We start from the raw sequence: 19,598 nt of genomic DNA, 5'->3' as shown, positions 1-19,598 counted from the left end.
AAGGAGGACCCGGCAAATGTTTAAGAAGCTTTTTGCGGTGGCGATGACCGTTCTGTGCTTGACCGGCATTCTGGTGCCTGTCGGATCCAATGCCGCGTTTGCGGCAGCGGCCGAAGGGATTACGACCAGGAACGTGGCCATTAACGCGACGGCTACGGCTTCCGGCCAGTGCAACGCGAACGAAATCCCGAGCAACGCCGTGGACGGCAAGACCGATACGAAATGGTGCGATAACACTTCCGCCCAGAAGAAATGGCTCAAGCTTGATTTGGGCAAGGAATATCTGGTTAACGAATGGGTGCTGCAGAACGCTGCGATTAACGAGTCCGGCAACAGCCCGTTCTGGAATACGAAAAACTTCCGGCTTCAAAAAAGCGACGACGGCGAGACATGGACGGACGTTGACGTCGTGACGAACAACGCTCAGACGATTGTTGACCGGTTTGTTACCCCGTTCACGACGCGGTACATTCGTCTCTACATCGACAAGGCGGCGTATGACAGCAACATCGCCCGCATCTATGAGCTGGAAGTATACGGGGTTGAGACCGATCAAATTCCGGCTGAACCGGAGACGAATCTGGCGCCAATCGATTACGTGGATCCTTTCATCAATACGCTTGGCGATAACGGTCAGACCAACCCTGGCCCTACAACGCCGTTTGGACTGGTATCGCTTGGTCCGGACAGCGACGGCGGAGCATTCAGCGGTTATTACTACGAGAACAAAAACCTGAAGGGCTTCTCCCATCTTCGCTTCAGCGGCGTAGGCTGCAGCGGCGGAGGCGGCAACATCCTGATGATGCCGGAGACGCGCGATTTCACGAAGAACGTAGCGGAATACAAGCAGAAATACGACAAAAGCAGCGAGCAGGCTTCCGCAGGCTTTTACGGCGTAACGCTAGCCTCCGGCATTAACGTGCAGCTGACTTCCTCCGATAACGTAGGCTTCCACAAGTATACGTTCCCGGATACGGCCAATACCGGCTCCGTTCTGGTCGATCTGTCGAACTCGTACGCGGGTATGGTGGATGCGAACCTGAAGGTAACGGGCAGCAACGAAATTACGGGGATGATCAAGTCCCAGAACGTGTGCGGCCATGGCTACTATACAATTTATTACTCGATTCAATTCGATCATAACTTTGATTCCTACAGCTCGTGGCAAGGCGATTCCGTAGGCGCGGTAGCTCAGCGCAGCGGTTCGAACAGCGGCGTATGGCTGAACTTCAACACGGCGGAGAGCAAAACGGTTCAAGCGAAGGTAGGTCTGTCCACGATTAGCGTGGAGCAGGCGCAAGCGGAGCGAGGCATGTACTCGGACTGGAATTTCGACGCCCGTCACGAGGAAGCAAGAGCCGCTTGGAGCAACGTCCTTAACAAGGTTGAAATTACGGATGCGGATGAGCAGAACAAGCGCGTATTTTATACGCAAATGTACCATTCTTATCTGAGCCCGAAGAACGTAACGAGCTCGGCCGGCACGTTCAAAGCGGGCAGAGACGAGAATACGATTCGTCAGGCTTCCGAGCTGGGCGATGACTTCGAGTACTACAACGGCTGGACGACATGGGACGACTTCCGCAAATACGCGATGTTCTCCTTGTTCGAGCCGCAGCGTTACGACAATATGGTGAAGTCGCTCGTGGATCTGTACAGTACCCGCGGCACTTATACCCAATGGGGCGACGGTTATTGGCCAAGCCCAACGGTCCGGAACGAATTCAACGGACAAGTTATTCTTGATGCGTACGCGAAAGGCTTCCAGGACTTCGACGTCTATAAAGCGTTAAAGGGCATGGCGGTTGACGCCGACAACTTCTCCATCAGCGACGGAGAGATCTCCGGCAAGCTGGAGAAAGCGAACAGCGCATCGTTCCCGATGAAGCTTGCTCAGCTGATCGGCGATAAAGCAACGTTCGAGAAGTACAAAGAGCTTGCCCTGTCGTACAAAAAGCTGTGGAATCCCACGCAGGTGGATGAAAAGGGCACACCAACCGGCTTCTTTACTCCAAATGGAACGACGGTAGGTGCCGGCGACATTCAGGCGGTTGACCGCTATGCTTATCAGGGCAACCTGTGGCAATACCGCTGGTCCGCGCCGCAGGATATCAACGGCCTTGCCGAGCTGATGGGCGGCAAGACCGAGATGGCGAAGCAGCTGAAGCATTTCTTCGGGATCGACGAGTATATGGCGATCAACGAGGAGGATATCTCGGCGCCGTATCTGTTCAACTATCTGGGTTATCCATACCTGACGCAATACTATGCAAGAGAGTTTACGACGGAAGTCGTTACGCAGAAGTACCATAACCACGGGGCTTACGCTTACCCGCTTAAATCCCGCGTATACCGCGACGATCCGGAAGGCTACCTGTCTTCGATGGACGATGACGCAGGCGGCATGTCCTCCTGGTACGTTTTCAGCGCGCTTGGCTTATTCCCCGGCAACCCGGGCGAAGCTTACTTCCTGATCGGCTCGCCGATCTTCTCCGAAGTGAAGCTGCATATGGGCAGCGGGAAGACGCTTGTGATCAAGGCGGATAACGTGTCGAGCGAGAACCGTTTTATCCAATCGGCTGAGCTGAACGGCAAAGACTTCAATCAATCCTGGATCAAGTACGATGAGCTGATGGCTGGCGGCACGCTTGAATTCCATATGGGCAGCACGCCGAACATGAGCTGGGGCGCGAAAGCAAGCGCAGCTCCTCCAACGACCGATTTCAATGCCAAGATCGACAATAACTACAACCATGAGCAGCTGATCCCTGAGAAATCGACTTGGAGCTATTACGACAAAGGCAAGGAAGCCGGCGAAGGCTGGACGCAGGTAGATTTCGACGACAGCAGCTGGAGCTCCGGCAAAGCGATGCTTGGTTATGACAATTACGGCAAACCGGCAACGACGATCAGCTACGGGCCAAATGCCAACAATAAGTACATTACCACCTATTTCCGCAAAACGTTCGAAGCGAAGGATCTGGACGGCATCCTTGAGCTGGGTGGCAGCCTAATCCGCGACGATGGCGCAATTGTCTATTTGAACGGACATGAAATTTTCCGTACCAATATGCCTTCGGGTGCCGTGAACTACAGCACGCTTGCCAATGCAACGGTTGGCGATGAGCGGGATAAGAACGGCTTCAGTATTGATCCTTCCTATCTGGTTGAAGGCACCAACGTATTGACGGCTGAGGTGCATCAGGCGAATGCAACCAGCTCGGACATCGCGTTCGACTTCAGTCTCGAAGCGGTGCGCAAGCTGAACGTTCCGGCTGCTCCAACCCATCCGGTCGTTGATGACAAAGCCAATACGTTTGGCTGGACGCCGGTAGAAGGGATCACGAACGCATCGGATTACGAGTTCAGCACGAATGGCGGCAAGTCCTGGACGCAAGCGAAGGCGAACCCGCAGACCGTTGGACCGCTGAGCTATGAACCTGGCGATGTGCAGGTCAGAGTGATGGCTAATGCGGCGGAGAATCTCGCTCCAAGTAAAGCTCTTCTGTCCACCGAGGCTTACACCTCGGATGTGAAGTGGGATGTGTTTGATCTGAACGCGGATATTCACCAGGACGGCAACATGGTTGTGGATGTTACCGGTACGCTTAAAGGCGACTATACCGATTCGGCGGTGGTTGTCTTCCAGCTCATGGACGGCAAGGAGCATGCTTGGGTATCCAGCGCAGTGCCCGTTCAGACCGGAAGCTTTGACATCTCGCAAATCTATAACGTAGACGCTAACAAATATAAGGTGAATATCTATTTAGTAAACGAATTTAACGGAGATATTTACGAATCTCCGCTCTGGCTGGCCGATCCAATCGTGCAGCAGTCCGAGCCTGGATCGCTTCCGGACAGCCCGCCGGTTATCGACGAGCCGCTGCCGGAACCAATTCCGCTGCCGGATCCGAAGCCGGATGAGCCGGAAGAACCGGAAGTGCCGGAAGAGCCGCAAGAGCCTGGCGACGAATTGACGGTTCAATTCGAGAGCCGCGCACAGTGGACGTCGGAAGGACATCCGGATGGCAAGGGTGGCCTGGGGACCGAAGCCGGCAACGGCGGAACGGTTGTTGCCCATACCTTTAACGGTGCATGGCTGGCCTACGATGTGAATTTCGGTTCGAAAGGCTTTAATAACGTAACCGTTCAATACGACGCGCCTACGGATAAAGTACCTGCCGGCTCCAAGCTGGAGTTCAGACTCGGCAGCGAAACCGGCGAGCTTGTCGGAACCGTTAATCTGGTTGACGACACGAATACGGGCTGGGGAAGTTATGTCCTAACAAACGAGAAGCTGACCAAAACGTTAACCGGCAAGCAGAAGCTATACGTTGTCATGGTGGCGGGAACGCCTAATCCAAACAAATTGCCGTACATCGGAAACTTCGACTGGTTCAAATTCGAGAAGATCAGATCGGATTATGCCAAGCTCGAGCTTGAAGCGTATGACGACTGGTCTACGGAATTAAACCCGGCCAACAGCCAGCCGCTTGGAACGGAAGCAGGAAAAGGCGGAGTTGGCCAACAAGTGAAGAATACGTTTAACGGCGCATGGCTGGCCTACAAGCGTATGGACTTTGGCAGTGAGGGTGCAGATAAGTTCTCGATTGAATACGCGGGCAACTCTACCAACACCTTTAACAACTCGTCAGTAGAGGTTCGCCTTGGAAGTCCGACAGGTAAGCTTGTTGGCACAGTAGCCACACCTCCAACTGCGGCTGCTTGGGGAACGTATGCGACGGTAAGCGGCAGCTTGACGCAGAAGCTGACGGGCATTCAAGATATCTATCTGGTGCTGACCGGATCTGCAGCTAACGGCGAGACCGGCAAGAAATACATTGGCAACTTCGATAATGCTTCCTTCTCCCTGAACGCGCAGCAGCCTGAAGAGCCGGAGCAAGTTACCGTTCAGTTCGAGAACAAGACGGAGTGGAACACCGCTCTTAATACGTTTAACAATCAAGCCATGAAGATCGAGAACAATAATGGCGGCCAGACGGTCGGCAATACGTACACAGGCGCATGGCTGGGCTTCAAGGATGTTGATTTTGGTTCGGAAAAAGGCAAAAACCAAGTATCCATCGTCTACGACGCGCCAACCAATAGAGCTCCTGCGGACGTAAAAGCGGAGATCAGACTCGGAAGCCCAACGGGCACCTTGGTTGGAGCTGTAGCGATCCCTAATACAGGTAGTACATGGGGTCAATACAATACGGCGACAGCGGATCTGAATACGACGATCAAAGGCAAGCAGGATTTGTACATCGTAATGACGGGCAGCACGACTTCAAGCCTCCTATACGTAGGCAACTATGACAGCTTAACCTTTGGCTACAAGCCGGTTCGCAGCGATTATCCGAAGCTGGAGCTGGAATCGTACGACGAATGGACGACGGCATTGAATCCGGCGAACAGCACCGCGCTCGGAACGGAAGCGGGCAAGGGCGGAGTTGGCTTGCAAGTGAAGAACACGTTCAACGGCGCATGGCTGGCCTACAAACGAATGGATTTTGGCACAGAAGGCGTTAATACATTCGCCGTTGAGTATTCAAGCAACTCGGGCAACTGCTTTGCGAACTCTGCTGTTGAAATACGACTGGGCAGCCCAACAGGTACGCTTGTGGGTACAATCTCCGTTCCTCCTACGGCGGGAAGCTGGGGAACGTACAAAACGGAGAGCGGTGCCTTGACGCAGAAGCTGACAGGCATTCAGGATGTATACTTGGTGCTGACTGGCTCGGCCGGCAATGGCGAGACCGGCAAGAAATACATCGGCAACTTCGATAACGCGGCATTTTCGTTAAAAGCATAAGGCAGTAAAAGCACAGCCCCCAATCCTTTCGAAGGATTGGGGGCTGTTTGTTCTTTCGCAGTTATTTTGAAGCCAAATACTCAATTCATCTATATTCATTGTTTTAGTAGCGACTTTTATAGCTACTTCATACAACTCATCAGCATCGGCAATTAGCTCTTGGTTGTGAATAGTAAGAAAAACATAACAAGTTAAGACGGCAGTGCGTTTATTTGCATCGTTAAATGCGTGAGCAGTGGTTAACGTATAAAAATAAACAGCGGCTTTCCTAAATAATCCGGGATAGAGTTCTTGCGAGAATGATTCCATGAAGGGTTGTTCAGCAATGAAATCAAGTCTTCGTCTTCCTCTATCCTTAATACCAGGGTAGGCCGCCGTATACGTTTAATTGTTCATCATGAATTTGAATAATCTGCTCTGCGGTAAGTTGTACATACATTAACTTTTCGACAACCTTTTAAGGGTCTTGTCGTATTTTTTCATACCTTTTTTCATAGCATCTTCAACGACACGATCACTGGCAACGGTTGTTTTGATAGTTTCTTGTTTATTAGCCACATCCTTCTCCTCCTCTTTGCCCTCCAAGAACATCAAACGTGCTAGTAGAGAATATGTCCTTTAATAGGTTAATTATGCCGGTGTGATAGATGACTGCCTAGAATACGTTATTTACTGTAGCAAAAGAAAGAAATAATAACTATCGTAATAAACAAGCCGCTATTCAAAGCTAAGCCTTGGTAAAAGCTTGGCTTGAACAGCGGCTGTTATTTTGCTTAAGAGTTCAGAAACGCCTCGCGCTGGCGAAGCTCAATCCGGCGGATTTTGCCGGAGCTCGTCTTGGGCAGTTCATTGATGAATTCGATTTTACGCGGATATTTGTAAGGCGCCGTTACGGATTTGACGTGATCCTGCAGCTCTTTGACCAGCTCCGGGGAGCCGGAGACGCCGTCCCTCAGCACGATAAACGCCTTGACGATATGGCCGCGGATTTCATCCGGACTTGCGACGGCCGCACATTCCTTGACGGATGGATGGCGGAGCAAGGCTTCCTCGACCTCAAACGGTCCAATCGTATAGCCGGAGCTGATAATAATATCGTCCCCGCGGCCCTCGAACCACAGATAACCTTCCTCATCCCTGCTTGCGCGGTCGCCGGTGATGAAGTAGGAACCAACAATGTTGGCGCCTTTGCGATCGGGATTCTTGTAATACGACTTGAACAGGGCAGGCATGTCAGTATGAACGGCAATGCTGCCGACCTCTCCCATCGGCTGCGGACGGCCTTCGTCATCAATAATCTCGACGAGACCCGGAACGATAGACTTGCCCATGGAGCCAATCTTAATCGGGGAATCCTTCAGATTGCCGATTAGAAGCGTATTTTCCGTCTGACCGTAGCCGTCGCGAATGATGAAGCGGAACAGCTCCTCGAACTGCTTAATCACGGCTTGGTTAAGCGGCTCGCCGGCCGATACGGCGCTGCGGATCGACGACAGGTCGTAAGCGGACAACCCATCCGTCTTCGCCATAATGCGGTATTCCGTTGGCGTGCAGCACAGCACCTGAACCTGGTTGTCCTGAATGATTCGCAAGTAAGGCTCCGCGCTGAACGATCCGTTATAGATCAAGCCGGTTGCGCCGCTGCCGAGCACGGATAGGAACGGCGTCCAAATCCATTTCTGCCATCCCGGCGCAGCGGTTGCCCAGACGAGATCGGAGCTTTGGATGCCAAGCCATGAAGCGGTAATGCGCAGATGCGCGTAGCCCCAGCCGTGGCTGTGAACGACGCCCTTCGGATTGCCTGTTGTCCCCGACGTATAAGAGAGCATCGCCGTATCGTCGCGGTGGGTAGGCTCGGCTTCTCGTTCTTCCGGCTGACCTTCCATTAAGGAGCTTAAGGTCATCCAGCCTTCGGCTTGTCCGCCGCTTGCGTCAATCCGGAACTGCAGGGCGGGCAGCTCTTCCGTAATGCGGTCTACTTCAACGGTTCCCTCCGTCCAAGCGATCACCGCGCGAGCTTCGGAATGCTGGAGGCGGTAGGACAGATCCTTGGAACGGAGCATTTCGGAGGATGGAATAATGACAAGACCAAGCTTCAAGCAGGCCACGTAGATTATATACGCCTCGATAGTTCTAGGAACCATGACGAGAACGCGGTCGCCTTTTGCAAGTCCAAGCTCGCTTAAGCCGCCCGCCAGCCGGTTTACCTGCTTCAGCAGCTCGTTATATGTAATCGTCGTAGTATGGCCCTGATCGTCCAGCAAACGGAGAGCAAGCTTGTCCGACTTGTGACGCTCAATCTCAGAGCTGATGTTATATTGTTCGGGTGCGATCCATTGATCGAAATTCATGTAGGCCTGCTCCTTTGCCAATGCGTGATTCATAGCGGATTAGCGACAGTATAGCATAGGTTGTGAGCATGAAAAAGATGACTTCCGACGAAGCAGAAGTCATCTTTGCTTTTCCTTTTAGCCTTGTTCGTCTTGCAGTTCTTCTTTGAAGCCTGCAACGCTTTCTCTCCGGCGCTCGTTCTTTTCTTCGAGCTGGTTTTGTTCCGTGCTGCTGATTTCGGAGCTGAACTCGTTCAAATATTGTTCAGTCTCTTGGATGTTCTGCTGCGTGTTGGCGATATGCTCCTGCAGATGTTCTGCATTGTCCGCGCGATTGTCTGGCTTTGCCATACGTATACCTCTCCTTTTATTCGTGTTTGTAGTCGGGCGCCGTTTAGCACCCAACAGCTATTGTGACCCACGGACTGGATTTTTTATGCAAAAATAAACCAAAGTTAATTGTCTAAAGATTGGTTTTTCTGTTTAATTATATAAGAGGGCTTGTTTTGCCCGGTTTTACGCTAATCCAGCTGTATGCCGTTAACGAATATATAACTATTTAATAGGCGGGTGAATCTCGATGTCGGAAATTACGGTTGAATGTCCGAATTGCGGACACAGAAATCAGGTTGATGCCCTGAAGCTGAGGCAGGCCAAATGCGAAGCATGCCACGAAAGCTTCATTCAAGAGGATGTCCTTCCGGCCGACTTGTCGGATGAGGAAATTGCAAGCAGCGTCGAATCGCTTCCTGCGGAGAGGCAGGAGGAAGAGGTCGACACGGACTCCTGGTCCGCGAAGATCGGCGACCATGAGGAGCAAGTGAAATACGTAAACAAAGGCTTCTGGTCCAAGATGAGAAAATATGCGGGCAAGGTGCCTTTTGCCCATGAAGCGGTAGCGATGTACTATTGCGCGATGGACCCCAATACGCCGGCCAAAGTAAAAGTAACGGCCATTAGCGCGCTGGCCTATTGGATTCTGCCGATCGACCTTGTGCCGGATATTTTTCCGGTTATCGGGTATGGGGATGACGCTACTGCGATATTCGTTGCCTATAAGGCCATCAGCTCGCATATTACGGACGAGCACCGGGATAAGGCTGCAACCTTTTTCAAGAAATAACAGTTAAATATTTATAAAGTACCTCGCTTATTGTTAGCGGGGTATTTGCATCGGAAGATGATTCAGTGAGGAGAGGGCTAGGAGGAAGCAGCACCATGAATATGACGGAAGAGAGATGCGCGATAGAAGCGATAGAAGCGATAGAGGAAGGGCGGAAAGAATTGATGGCCTACATCCATTCGGATGCGGATGGCTGGATGGAAGCCAAGACGGCGTTGCAGCTCCGTCAGGTGTATGAACAGCATCGTCCGCTGCAATACGATCTTTATCTGGACTTGAGCAAAGGGGAATGGCTGGCGAGGGGCCAGGCTATGGAGCTGTCTGAGGGGGATGTCTGCGTGTTATTCCGAATGGTTACCGAAGGCTTGTCCTGTACCTCGGAGATGATCTTCACGGCCAGGTACAAGCAGGAGCTTGAGCCCGGCAACAAGAAGGATCGAGGAAGACTCGACAGCTACTATCGTAGATTGAAGGAACGCTTGAAGCTGTACGGCATTACAACCGAGCATTACACGGTGAAGCCGGGGACCAGGTATTTTGTCATTTATCCGGAGCAATGGAACGAGAAGACCGGGAAGCGTTGACCTTCCTTGCCGGCAGGTATATGCTGACCTTAGAGGCTATACCGGTTGCAAAGGTGGGAAAAGCATGAATGCGAACAGCTTTTACGATGCAAAGTGGAGAGACGGGGAATTCCGGCCCAAGATCATGGCGTATTATTACAAGCAGTGGGAGGATTTCCATATGGGCTTCCATCAGCACGACTGGACGGAGTTCATGTACGTCATTTCCGGAAACTGCACGGTTGAGACGAACAAGGATGTTATTGCGATGCGCAAAGGCGATCTAATTATGCTGGACGCCGGCGTGCCGCATAGACTGATCGTTGAGAGCGGCAGTCCGTGCCGGATGCTGAACGTCGAGTTTGGATTCCAGCCCTGCGAAGGCATCTACCCGTCGATGAATCAAATGGCCAATCATAACCCGATGTTCTCCAAGCTGCTGGAGCAGCGGCTCGATACCATTGTGCTGAGAGACTATGAAGATATTCAGGTGAACCTGCGGAATCTCGTGTTCGAGCTGGATCTAGGCGGCGAAGGGAAGGAGCAGGGGCGCGAGCTGATGACCAATCTTCTGATGTCCCAGCTGCTGGTTCGCGTTGGAAGGCTGGTTGCCGTTGAGGCGAAAAATAGCACCGAGCGCCAAATCCATCATTACGTGCGGCAAGCAACGGAATACATTCACCAATATTACGATACGGCGATTCAAGCCAAGGATATTGCGGCTGCCGTTAATCTGCATCCCGTCTATCTCCAGCGTATTTTTAAATCGAATATGAACAAGACCATCAATGAATATTTGGTGGACTTGCGTATGGATAAAGCCAAAATGCTGCTTGCCCGGACGGATGTGCCCATCATTGAAGTAGCGGATCATATCGGGCTGAACAGCCGTCAATATTTCAGCATGCTGTTCAAGAAAATGACGGGTATATCGCCTGCCGAATACCGCAAATCCAAGAATACGATCTCCAGCTGGACTGATGATGAAGTTGAAATAGTTGACAATATCTAACGCAAGCTGTTGCGAATGTGGAAACGCCTTCTTTTTCCGCCTGTTAGAATAAGGGTAACGAAAGACAACACCCTTATAGGCGAAGAGGAGGCGTTTTTTATGAGTTTTAAGGTGGCGTTTGTAGGTGCGGGAAGTATCGGGTTCACACGTGGTTTAATGAGAGACTTGCTCGCCGTGCCGGAATTTAAGGATATCCAGGTTGCTTTTACAGACATTAACGAACATAATCTCGACATGGTCACGCAGCTCGTGCAAAGAGACATCAACGAAAATGGCTTGTCCATCGAGATTCAAGCCACAACCAACCGTAGAGAAGCGCTTAAGGATGCGCGTTACGTGTTCTGCGTGGTACGGATTGGCGGTCTTGAAGCGTTCCAATACGATATCGACATTCCGTTAAAATACGGCATCGACCAATGCGTAGGGGACACATTGTGCGCAGGGGGGATCATGTACGGCCAGCGCGGCATTGCCGAGATGTTGAACATCTGCAAGGACATCCGCGAGGTGGCGGAACCCAATGCGCTGCTCCTCAATTATGCGAACCCGATGGCGATGCTGACTTGGGCATGCAACAAGTACGGCGGTGTCCGTACCATCGGCCTCTGCCATGGCGTACAAGGTGGACATCACCAAATCGCGCGTGCGCTGGGCCGGGAGAAGAAGGACGTCGACATCATCTGTGCGGGCATTAACCATCAGACGTGGTATATCTCCGTGAAGACGGATGGTGTTGATCGTACGGGGGACCTCTTGGAGGCATTCGAAGCGGTGCCGGAATTCGCTCAGACCGAAAAGGTCCGCATCGACATGCTGCGCCGCTTCGGTTACTATTCCACCGAATCCAACGGTCACTTGAGCGAATACGTGCCTTGGTACCGTAAACGCGCCGATGAGATCAAGGACTGGATCGATCTTGGCGTATGGATCAACGGCGAGACCGGCGGCTACCTGCGAGTCTGCACCGAAGGCCGCAACTGGTTCGAGACCGACTTCCCGAATTGGATGAAGGCAGAGCCGTTCAAGTATACGGCTGAGAACCGCGGCGAAGAGCATGGCTCTTATATTATTGAAGGCCTTGAGACAGGCCGTGTCTACCGCGGTCACTTCAACGTCGTGAACAACGGCGTCATCACCAACCTGCCTGACGATGCGATCATCGAAGCGCCGGGCTATGTCGACCGCAACGGCATCAACATGCCGGTTGTCGGCGACCTGCCGCTCGGCCCCGCAGCCGTCTGCAACGTCAGCATCTCCGTCCAACGCATGGCCGTAGAAGCCGCCGTCCACGGCGACGACAAGCTGCTCCGCCAAGCGATGATGATGGATCCGCTCACCGGTGCGGTGTGCAATCCGAAGGAGATTTGGCAGATGGCTGATGAGATGCTGGTTGCGCAGGCGAAGTGGCTGCCGCAGTATACGGAAGCGATCGCCGCAGCGGAGGAGCGGTTGGCAAGTGGTAACTTGTTGCCAACGCGGGAGAATTATCAGGGCGCTGCGCGCCTGAAGACGAAGTCGATCGAGGAGCTCAGCCAGGATCGGGAAGCGGCGACTCGCAACGCGATCGAGTCGGATAAGGCGAAGGAGCGGCCTGCGGCTGGGGTTTAAGAGATGATGTAAAAGAACTCGCTCGATGTTGAGCGAGTTCTTTTGTACAATGATGACTATAGAACCATCGTGAAAAAAGAGAACGGGAAGTATCCCAAGCTTCGTAGTACTTTAGATAAGAGAATGGGTATTCTTATTGCTTCAACATCTTATACCTGACAACCTGTCGGAGGACATCTAGTAATGAATTAATTAGTTACATGCTGTAATAAAGAGCCCTCCGCGTTGCATACAATGTCGATTTAAAAACTTAAAAGTCAAACGAGTGTCAATGCGTCTCCTTATGTGGTGGATAATGCGCAGCACGCATTCTCTTTGAACTAGATTGACCGATCTATATTGAAGACCGGGGGATTATTGAACGGACTTATTTAGCCTTCAAAATGATCACGCAAATTTGACTGATAATTAACTCAAAATTAACTTTAAGATCATGTTCCCAAACTCTAATTAAATTCCAATTATTATTCATGTAGTATTCCGTAACTTCTATATCTCTTTCCACGTTACGATTTATTTTTTTCTTCCAATAATCTGAATTCTTAGATGGCAACTTAAAATGCCGTTCACATCCATGCCAGAAACAAGAATCAATAAAAATGACTAATTTATACTTTTTTATTGCTATATCAGGTCTCCCGTACAACGAAAGAACATTTTTCCGAAATCTAAAGCCGTATTTCCAAAGAGCTTTAGATACAGATTGTTCTAATTTAGTGTTCTTACTTTTTATTTTTCCCATTAGCTTTCTTCTATTATCAGTCTTGTTAACTTCGAACACCTCCTTAGTACACAAATAGAGAACGTATGTTCTGTTCTGTTCTTTGAATATACTATACTACACGATAAAAGTTGAGAGTTTTTAATTGAAGCAGCTTTATCTACGTAGCATAAAAACAAGATGCCACTTCCCTGGGGAAATAGCATCTTGTTTTAGTTTTTATAAAAGACTAATCAAATTCCCTATAACCTGCGCGCCTTCTGCGCGGGTCATAAGCGCCTGCGGAGCAAACATATTATTGTCACGGCCATTAATCAAGCCAAGTTCCTGCGCAAGGCCTGCTGCATCCTGTGCCCAAGCACTGATGCTGCTGCCATCCACGAATGTTGCAGCACCATTCGCGACATCCGCCTGTTCACCCTTCACATACTCATAAGCCCGAACGGTCATAACGACCATTTCTTCCCGGGTAATAGCATCGTTCGGTGCAAACGTATTGGAGCTGCGCCCCATCACGATACCTGCCTTGCTAACCGCTCCAATATACCCAGCGTACCAAGCATCGGCTTTCACGTCGAGGAAGCTTACTGATCCATCAACATCTTCAAGGCCTAGAGCACGTGCGATCATTGCAGCAAATTCAGCTCGAGTAACATTGCCTTCCGGATTAAACAGGGTATCGCTAATTCCTGTCACAATATGCCTAGCAGCCATTTGCTGAATGACATCATGTGCCCAGAAGGCTGGGCTGACATCGGTGAACGACTTGTCGTATTCCAGCACAGCATATTGCGAGAAATGCTTAACATAAGCCGTCATCTGTCCATTCTCTAAAGTTCCACCAACATATTGCAAAGCTCCGTCTGCTGCGATGTAGTACACACCAAGAAGATCAGGATTCGCGTTTGGATCAACGGTGAACGTAAGCTTCAATGGCTTCTCAAATGCTGATACTGGCACTGCAATTCCATCTGCCCCGATAACCGACAAGCTGAAGTCATAGACAGTGCCTGCTGTTGTCAGATTCACAGTACCATTAACAGCCTGGTTGTTAATCAGACTATTCACTTCACCGTTCGGCACCTGAACAGCAGAGAAGCTGATTTTCGCCCCAGATGCTTGAGCACCTGTTACAGCTCCCATGATTCCCGACAGATCATTCTTCGCAAACGAAATGGTCATGCCATCCATAACAAGCTTCAGGGTATTGTCGCCCATAAGCTGAACAACATTGCTTGGGAACTGAACGGTATTCTTACCATCCGCTATAGTGACGGTAATCGTACCCGAAACCGCATTTTGCAGATCTGCACTCGTCAGAACTTGTGTTGTTGCAGGAATAGGAGGTTCAGACGGCGTTGGATTGGTTACGACTGGCGGCTGTACCCGCTCCGCTACAATAACCGTTCTAGTTGCTTCATCGGCAGCATTACCGGCAGCATCAGATACCTTGTAGTGGAAGGTGTAAGTGCCAGCGACGGAAGTATCCAGCGTTGTGCCGTTATTGACGTTATTAGTAATGGTCCTCACAATTTGGCCGGTAATATCGCCATCCCGGTCGTCAGATGCAGTAGCCCCAGCATCTGTATAGCTAGCACCATTCGCCAGATTAACAGTGGCATCGCCAAGCAACGTGATAACCGGCTTAACCGTATCCGGATCCTCGCTCACAACAACGGTTCTAGTCACTTCATCCGCTGCATTACCGGCAGCATCACTCACGTTGTAGTGGAAGGTGTAAGTACCGGCTACGGAAGTATCCAGTGTAGTTCCGTCATTGACGTCGTTCGTAATCGTCGTAACAACACTTCCAGTAAGATCACCATCCCATTCATCCAACGCGGTAGCGCCCGCATCGGTATATTCGGCACCGATTGGCAGGTTAACGACCGCATCACCGTTTAAGGAGATTACTGGTTTAACGGTATCTTTTGCTGCAATAACCCCCTCAGAAGCTGCCGATTGCTTCGCAAGCCCCTTCGACAATTGAACGGTAAAGCTGAAGCTGCCGTTGTTATCTTCGGTTGCAGCTTGGAAGGTGTCTAGCGTAATGCCATCAACGGAAGCGCCGGTTGCGCTCAAGCCCTCCAAGTCTTGGATCGCATCCGCGAGCCATGCTTTCACTTCATCCTCCGAGTTTGCTGTTACCTTTTTGACAGTATAATTACCCGCTTCAATAATGCTCTTAGCAGTCTCGAGAGCCTGAACATCCGCAGGGTCCGCAACCCGTTTCGCAACACCAAGATAGCTGATCAATGCCGCTTGATTGCCGGTATACGTGTTGTTGATGGAATATGTGACCGTGCTGTCGATAGGCAGGGTAAAATCATAGGTCACCGTTGTGCCGTCAGGTCCAGCGATAAGACCGGTACGTACAGGTAGTGTGACAACGTTGTTGTCGGCATCCTTGTAGCTCAGGGTAATATCCATCGTCCGGTTCGTGTTATTCCACCAGTCGCGATGGAAGGAAGTAAGGGTATAGTCGCCAGCGGTTAACGGAAGGACGTAGCCGATCGGGTTGTTCATGGTGTCGGAACCATAAATTCCTGTTTGGCTTTTATCCGTTGCAACGACTGCTCCCGAAATAGCCTTATACTTATAGTTCGCATCGGAAGGCGTATGTCCCCAGACAGTATCGCCGGTAGAAGGTTGGTCGGCTGCCGCATTAAGCAGGACATCGCCTACTAAAGCTTTGATGGCACTATACGGTGGCGTTGTTGTGTTGTCCGATACTCCTGGATCAAGGAAATAGACCAGGTTGTCAGGAACAACTTCGACCTGCACGTTAATGGACAGATTGTTCCCGCCTATAATCTCGCCGGTTACTTGTACGCTGGAGTATGGCGTATTGAAGCGCTCCGGCGTGTTGTTCAGCCAACGAACTGCTGCGTCCGCATCCGTTGTTCCGTCCGCAAGCGTGACTTTTACGGTATCTGGAAGTCCTATGACGGCTTGCCCGGATTGGGTTGCGATAATGGTTGGATACGTTCCCGTGACGGCAACCGGTTGTGTCCGGAGCTTGAGGGCGGTGGAAGCATCCTTCAATTTGTTCAAGGCAAGGTCTACTTTATATTGCGTAGCCGCTTCGTCGGCAAGAACCGCTTGCGCAGCCTCTATTGCCGCCGTAAAAGCTCCCCATTCCGTTGGCATGTAATCCGCTTCCTCATATCCGCTAACCTCGGTGATGAAATCCGCAAGAGCAGCCTTGGATACCGTTCCGTACACCTCTCCCAAAATATCGATCGCATCGATGGAGAAGCTGCCGTCCTTCACGGAGACCTTCAGCGTATGAGGGCCATAGCTTAAGCCTTCATAGGAATAAGTATCCGTCCGATTGACCGAGGCGGCAGGAATAGCAATGTTCGTTCCTACAAGCTTGTCGTCTACAGCAACATCAATGGTTGCCGCTCCGGTATCGCCTACGAGACGGAAGCCGCTGCCCGTAAACGGCAGTTCAAAAGAAGTCGGATCCGCTGCATCGGCGGTTACGACGGCTTTCTCAATGGAAAGGTAGTTGCCACTGCCGGATGCCGCGGCGGTTTTGACGATTTTGACATTATGCACGCCTGGCGCAAGTCCGCTGATCTGGTAGATAAGCTGGCTGCTGCTGTTGTTGGCATAGGCTTTGCTCGTAACGACTCTCTTCGAAGCGTCATGATTATAGCCCGTTCCAAAATCGTCCAAGTACACGTCCATCCGGACAACCGCGTTGGTGCCTTGCCCTTGGCCGTATACGGAAATGCCGGTCCCGTTAAAGGTGAGGGAGGCATAGCTGCCCGTCTCGCCGGCCCATGCATTGGTGCTGTTCGAGCTCCATGCTGCGGTATTGCCTTCGTTCTTCACCATATACCAACGGTTCAACGTACCTTCGGTCTTGGAGGTGCTGCTGAACATAATGCTTGTTCCGCTGGTGGAGATGGTCCGGTTCAACCGGCCTGCACCGCCGGACAAGCTATGCGACCACGGGAAGCTGCCTTCATGGTAAGTCACGCGGGAATCCAGATCATCGACCCGCTCCGTTGCATAAGGCACATAACCGTTAACCGCCTCAACCTTCAGGTTATCGAAGACGGATTGCTGCAGGCTCGTTTGAATCATCACCTGACCGGAGAGCGGAGCCCCGCTGGCCGTGTCGTTGTAGGTTGTTACAACCTTGCCGTCAAGGGATGCAGTAATGAATTGGCTGGCTCCCTTAATTGAGATACGATGCCATTTGGAAGCATCGAACCCTGTTAAAGTGCCGCTTGCAACCGTTGCGGTCAAGCGGATCAAGCGCCATGTGCCATCCGCATAAACCCGGAATTTATAGCCGGATTCCGAATCGGAGGTAGTGCCGTTTAGCTTGTGGCGCATGCCAATCGCGACGTAGTTGTCTCCGGTATGCGTTGGGTCCTGATCCATCTTGAAATCGACGGAGGTCTCATAGTTCGCCCAGCGTTCATCGCCAAGTACCGTATAGGAGAATGGCGTCGTTGCCCAAGTGCCCGGCTTGTTGCCGGAGTAAATCATCTGCTTCATGCCGTTAGAACCGTCTTGGCCGATGCCCGGATACACCTCGAAGGCACCGCCTTGGTCGGCGGTATAACGAGGCGTGCCGCCGCGGCGCTCGATGTAGCTGAGGCCATTGCTGTCCGCCGGATAATTGGCGTATTCGAAATCATCCTCGTACAAGACGGCCGGATTGCTTCCGTCAACGTCCAGCACGGACTGCTCCGGAATATCGTTATTACGCGTGTATGGCGTGCGCGGATTGCTCGTATTCGGGTTTACCGTCGTGCTTGTCACGCTGACCATGGAATGCGGTTTGACCGTAAGGGTATACGAATACACGTCACCATTATCGGTTGAAGCAAGGTTAGCAAGCTGTTTGTACCAGTTGGCGTCATAAGCTTGCCCGGCGTCGGCGCCGCGTGTTTCCCAGACCTGAAGCGGGCTGCCGGCGTTTGCGATATTTTTCTTCACGTCGAATTGGTATTCGGCCACCCGGTCGCTGTCATTAACCATGACGACGGAGAAGTCCTTCTTATCTGGGCTGACAAAAGCAAGGCGGTTATATTCCGCTCCGGCCGCGTTGCCGTCCATCTCGCTGTTGCCGCGGCTGCCGATTACGCCAAGGCTTGCGTTCGGAATGTACATCCAGTCATTGGCGGCGAATTGCGTAAATTGCATGACCGTCTGTATACCCACGTCTGGCACATAATAGCCGGACCATGGATCTCTGGCGCCGATCAGCTCCTTGCTGCTGTACGGAGCGCCGCTGTAGAAAGCGCCAATCGCGGGCTGGAACATGTAATGCGTCCGTTTGCCCTGCGTGTACATGCCGATGAAGCGGCCGGCCACGTCCAGCGCGCTGGCGACGCCGCCGAATTTTTCATCCGAGTTGGCCCGGTACTTGGCGAACGTCTGAGGCGCAACGCCTTCGCTGTACCAGACCTCCTTCTGGTTCTGCTCGTTGACCTTCAGGTAGTCGGCGCTGGTTGCCATGTTATAGTGATAAGCCATCACATCCACGGCATTCATCAGATCCGGATCTGCGAGCATCCGGGTCGGAATGTTGAGGGAAGTATTTTCGTCGGAAGCGATAATCTTGATCTTGTCGTAGTTAGGGAATTCCGCGTCGCCGCGCATGCGGTTTGCGAACCACTTGATGAAGTTGACGTTGGGAGTGCCGGTCTCGTTGCGGTCCGGGTTAATGTAGTCGAGGTCGTAGCCGTAGGTGTCATGAATGGCAATGGCGGTATCCTTGTACCATTTGTACATTCTCTCGTAGGCGGCTAATGTAGCGGGTTGGGAAGGGTCGGTATTGCCGTCGCTCCAGGGCTGTACCCAGCCTGGCTGCGTCCAGCGGAGGATGCTGACTTTTATGTCGGGATTGATGGTTTTGGCATCGGCAGCGAATAGATAACCGGCACCGCGGCGGACATTGGCTTCTTCGTCGGCAGACCGCTTGGTGGCGGGCTCGGTGCCGGAGGAGGTGTTGGAGTCGTTGCCCATCTCGATCTTAATATCGTTGATGCCAGCGCCGGTGTCCTGATTAAATAACAGATTCATCATTTCCCAGTACTGGTCGGGATGCTCTTCCTTATAATCCAGCAGCAGGCGGGATGTATTATTGGCGGACACAAGGCCGTAGCCTTTGAACGTATTGGCAGGGTTCGTATCGGCGGCGTCGCCGTCAATGGTAACCACGGTTGGCGCCGATTCGGCGGCAGCAGCCGGGGCAGGGGAGATTAGTGGTATAGCAAGAACAAGCGCTAGAATAAAAGAAAGGCTTTTTTGAAGCGGATTGCTTATCTTCATTACCTGCTCACTCCTTAATGGACGATGGTCATGCTGCAAGATGTCTCGTCTAAGATGCGATGGTGAATGCGTCTGCCATGCAACGGCTCGCGGATGTTCCCCCTTTCCGTATTCGATTACGCCGCT

At 51.7% G+C, this 19,598-nt stretch carries 10 protein-coding genes; 5 read left to right on the top strand and 5 right to left on the bottom strand.

The genetic code is table 11. From position 1 onward, the window contains the following. Positions 1–16: 16 nt before the first annotated feature. Entirely contained in the window at positions 17–5,815 is a 5,799-nt protein-coding gene (locus FHT67_RS17165) for a glycoside hydrolase domain-containing protein (protein WP_167200191.1), read from the top strand. Here FHT67_RS17165 and FHT67_RS17160 read toward each other — a convergent pair. From FHT67_RS17160 to tlp, 3 genes are all read right to left on the bottom strand, one after another. Beyond that, a complete protein-coding gene (locus FHT67_RS17160) occupies positions 5,804–6,124 on the bottom strand; it encodes a type II toxin-antitoxin system death-on-curing family toxin (RefSeq protein WP_243867269.1) in 321 nt (106 codons plus the stop codon). The two genes, FHT67_RS17165 and FHT67_RS17160, sit on opposite strands and share 12 nt — an antisense overlap. A 464-nt stretch (positions 6,125–6,588) precedes the next feature. Beyond that, on the bottom strand, positions 6,589–8,166 hold the full coding sequence (locus FHT67_RS17155) for an acetate--CoA ligase (RefSeq protein ID WP_167200188.1): 1,578 nt from the start codon (positions 8,164–8,166) through the stop codon (positions 6,589–6,591). Positions 8,167–8,283: 117 nt separating this feature from the next. Beyond that, complete coding sequence (gene tlp, locus FHT67_RS17150) at positions 8,284–8,496, bottom strand: small acid-soluble spore protein Tlp (RefSeq protein WP_132307657.1); 213 nt, start codon at positions 8,494–8,496, stop codon at positions 8,284–8,286. A 229-nt stretch (positions 8,497–8,725) separates the two neighbouring features. On the opposite strand from tlp, the gene FHT67_RS30070 reads away from it, so the two are divergent. The 4 genes from FHT67_RS30070 to melA all read left to right on the top strand — a co-directional run bounded on the left by FHT67_RS30070 (position 8,726) and on the right by melA (position 12,451). Next, a complete protein-coding gene (locus FHT67_RS30070; protein WP_243867267.1) occupies positions 8,726–9,268 on the top strand; it encodes a DUF1232 domain-containing protein in 543 nt (180 codons plus the stop codon). Between the two features lie 95 nt (positions 9,269–9,363). After that, positions 9,364–9,852, top strand: coding sequence for a hypothetical protein (locus FHT67_RS17140; RefSeq protein ID WP_167200185.1), 489 nt, complete (start codon positions 9,364–9,366; stop codon positions 9,850–9,852). 64 nt (positions 9,853–9,916) lie between these two features. Next, positions 9,917–10,843: an AraC family transcriptional regulator gene (locus FHT67_RS17135; protein ID WP_167200182.1), complete on the top strand. Its 927-nt coding sequence runs from the start codon at positions 9,917–9,919 to the stop codon at positions 10,841–10,843. A 99-nt stretch (positions 10,844–10,942) separates the two neighbouring features. Then, positions 10,943–12,451, top strand: a complete 1,509-nt coding sequence (melA, locus tag FHT67_RS17130) for an alpha-glucosidase/alpha-galactosidase (RefSeq protein WP_167200178.1) — start codon at positions 10,943–10,945, stop codon at positions 12,449–12,451. A gap of 367 nt (positions 12,452–12,818) precedes the next feature. On the opposite strand, the gene FHT67_RS17125 is transcribed toward melA, so the two are convergent. Both FHT67_RS17125 and FHT67_RS17120 read right to left on the bottom strand, forming a co-directional pair. Further along, positions 12,819–13,232: a very short patch repair endonuclease gene (locus tag FHT67_RS17125; protein WP_347880102.1), complete on the bottom strand. Its 414-nt coding sequence runs from the start codon at positions 13,230–13,232 to the stop codon at positions 12,819–12,821. Between the two features lie 159 nt (positions 13,233–13,391). After that, positions 13,392–19,472, bottom strand: a complete 6,081-nt coding sequence (locus tag FHT67_RS17120; RefSeq protein ID WP_167200172.1) for an S-layer homology domain-containing protein — start codon at positions 19,470–19,472, stop codon at positions 13,392–13,394. Positions 19,473–19,598: the final 126 nt, after the last annotated feature.

Source organism: Paenibacillus sp. BK720 (assembly GCF_011761545.1).
Taxonomy (GTDB): Bacteria; Bacillota; Bacilli; order Paenibacillales; family Paenibacillaceae; genus Pristimantibacillus.
The sequence above is the reverse complement of the archived record's forward strand: the minus strand, read 5'-3'. Positions and strand labels throughout refer to the sequence as shown.

Coding starts and splice junctions, on each gene's coding strand:
- FHT67_RS17165 (WP_167200191.1), top strand. CDS start 17: ATGTTTAAGAAGCTTTTTGCGGTGGCGATGACCGTTCTGTGCTTGACC.
- FHT67_RS17160 (WP_243867269.1), bottom strand. CDS start 6,124: ATGGAATCATTCTCGCAAGAACTCTATCCCGGATTATTTAGGAAAGCC.
- FHT67_RS17155 (WP_167200188.1), bottom strand. CDS start 8,166: ATGAATTTCGATCAATGGATCGCACCCGAACAATATAACATCAGCTCT.
- tlp (WP_132307657.1), bottom strand. CDS start 8,496: ATGGCAAAGCCAGACAATCGCGCGGACAATGCAGAACATCTGCAGGAG.
- FHT67_RS30070 (WP_243867267.1), top strand. CDS start 8,726: ATGTCGGAAATTACGGTTGAATGTCCGAATTGCGGACACAGAAATCAG.
- FHT67_RS17140 (WP_167200185.1), top strand. CDS start 9,364: ATGAATATGACGGAAGAGAGATGCGCGATAGAAGCGATAGAAGCGATA.
- FHT67_RS17135 (WP_167200182.1), top strand. CDS start 9,917: ATGAATGCGAACAGCTTTTACGATGCAAAGTGGAGAGACGGGGAATTC.
- melA (WP_167200178.1), top strand. CDS start 10,943: ATGAGTTTTAAGGTGGCGTTTGTAGGTGCGGGAAGTATCGGGTTCACA.
- FHT67_RS17120 (WP_167200172.1), bottom strand. CDS start 19,472: ATGAAGATAAGCAATCCGCTTCAAAAAAGCCTTTCTTTTATTCTAGCG.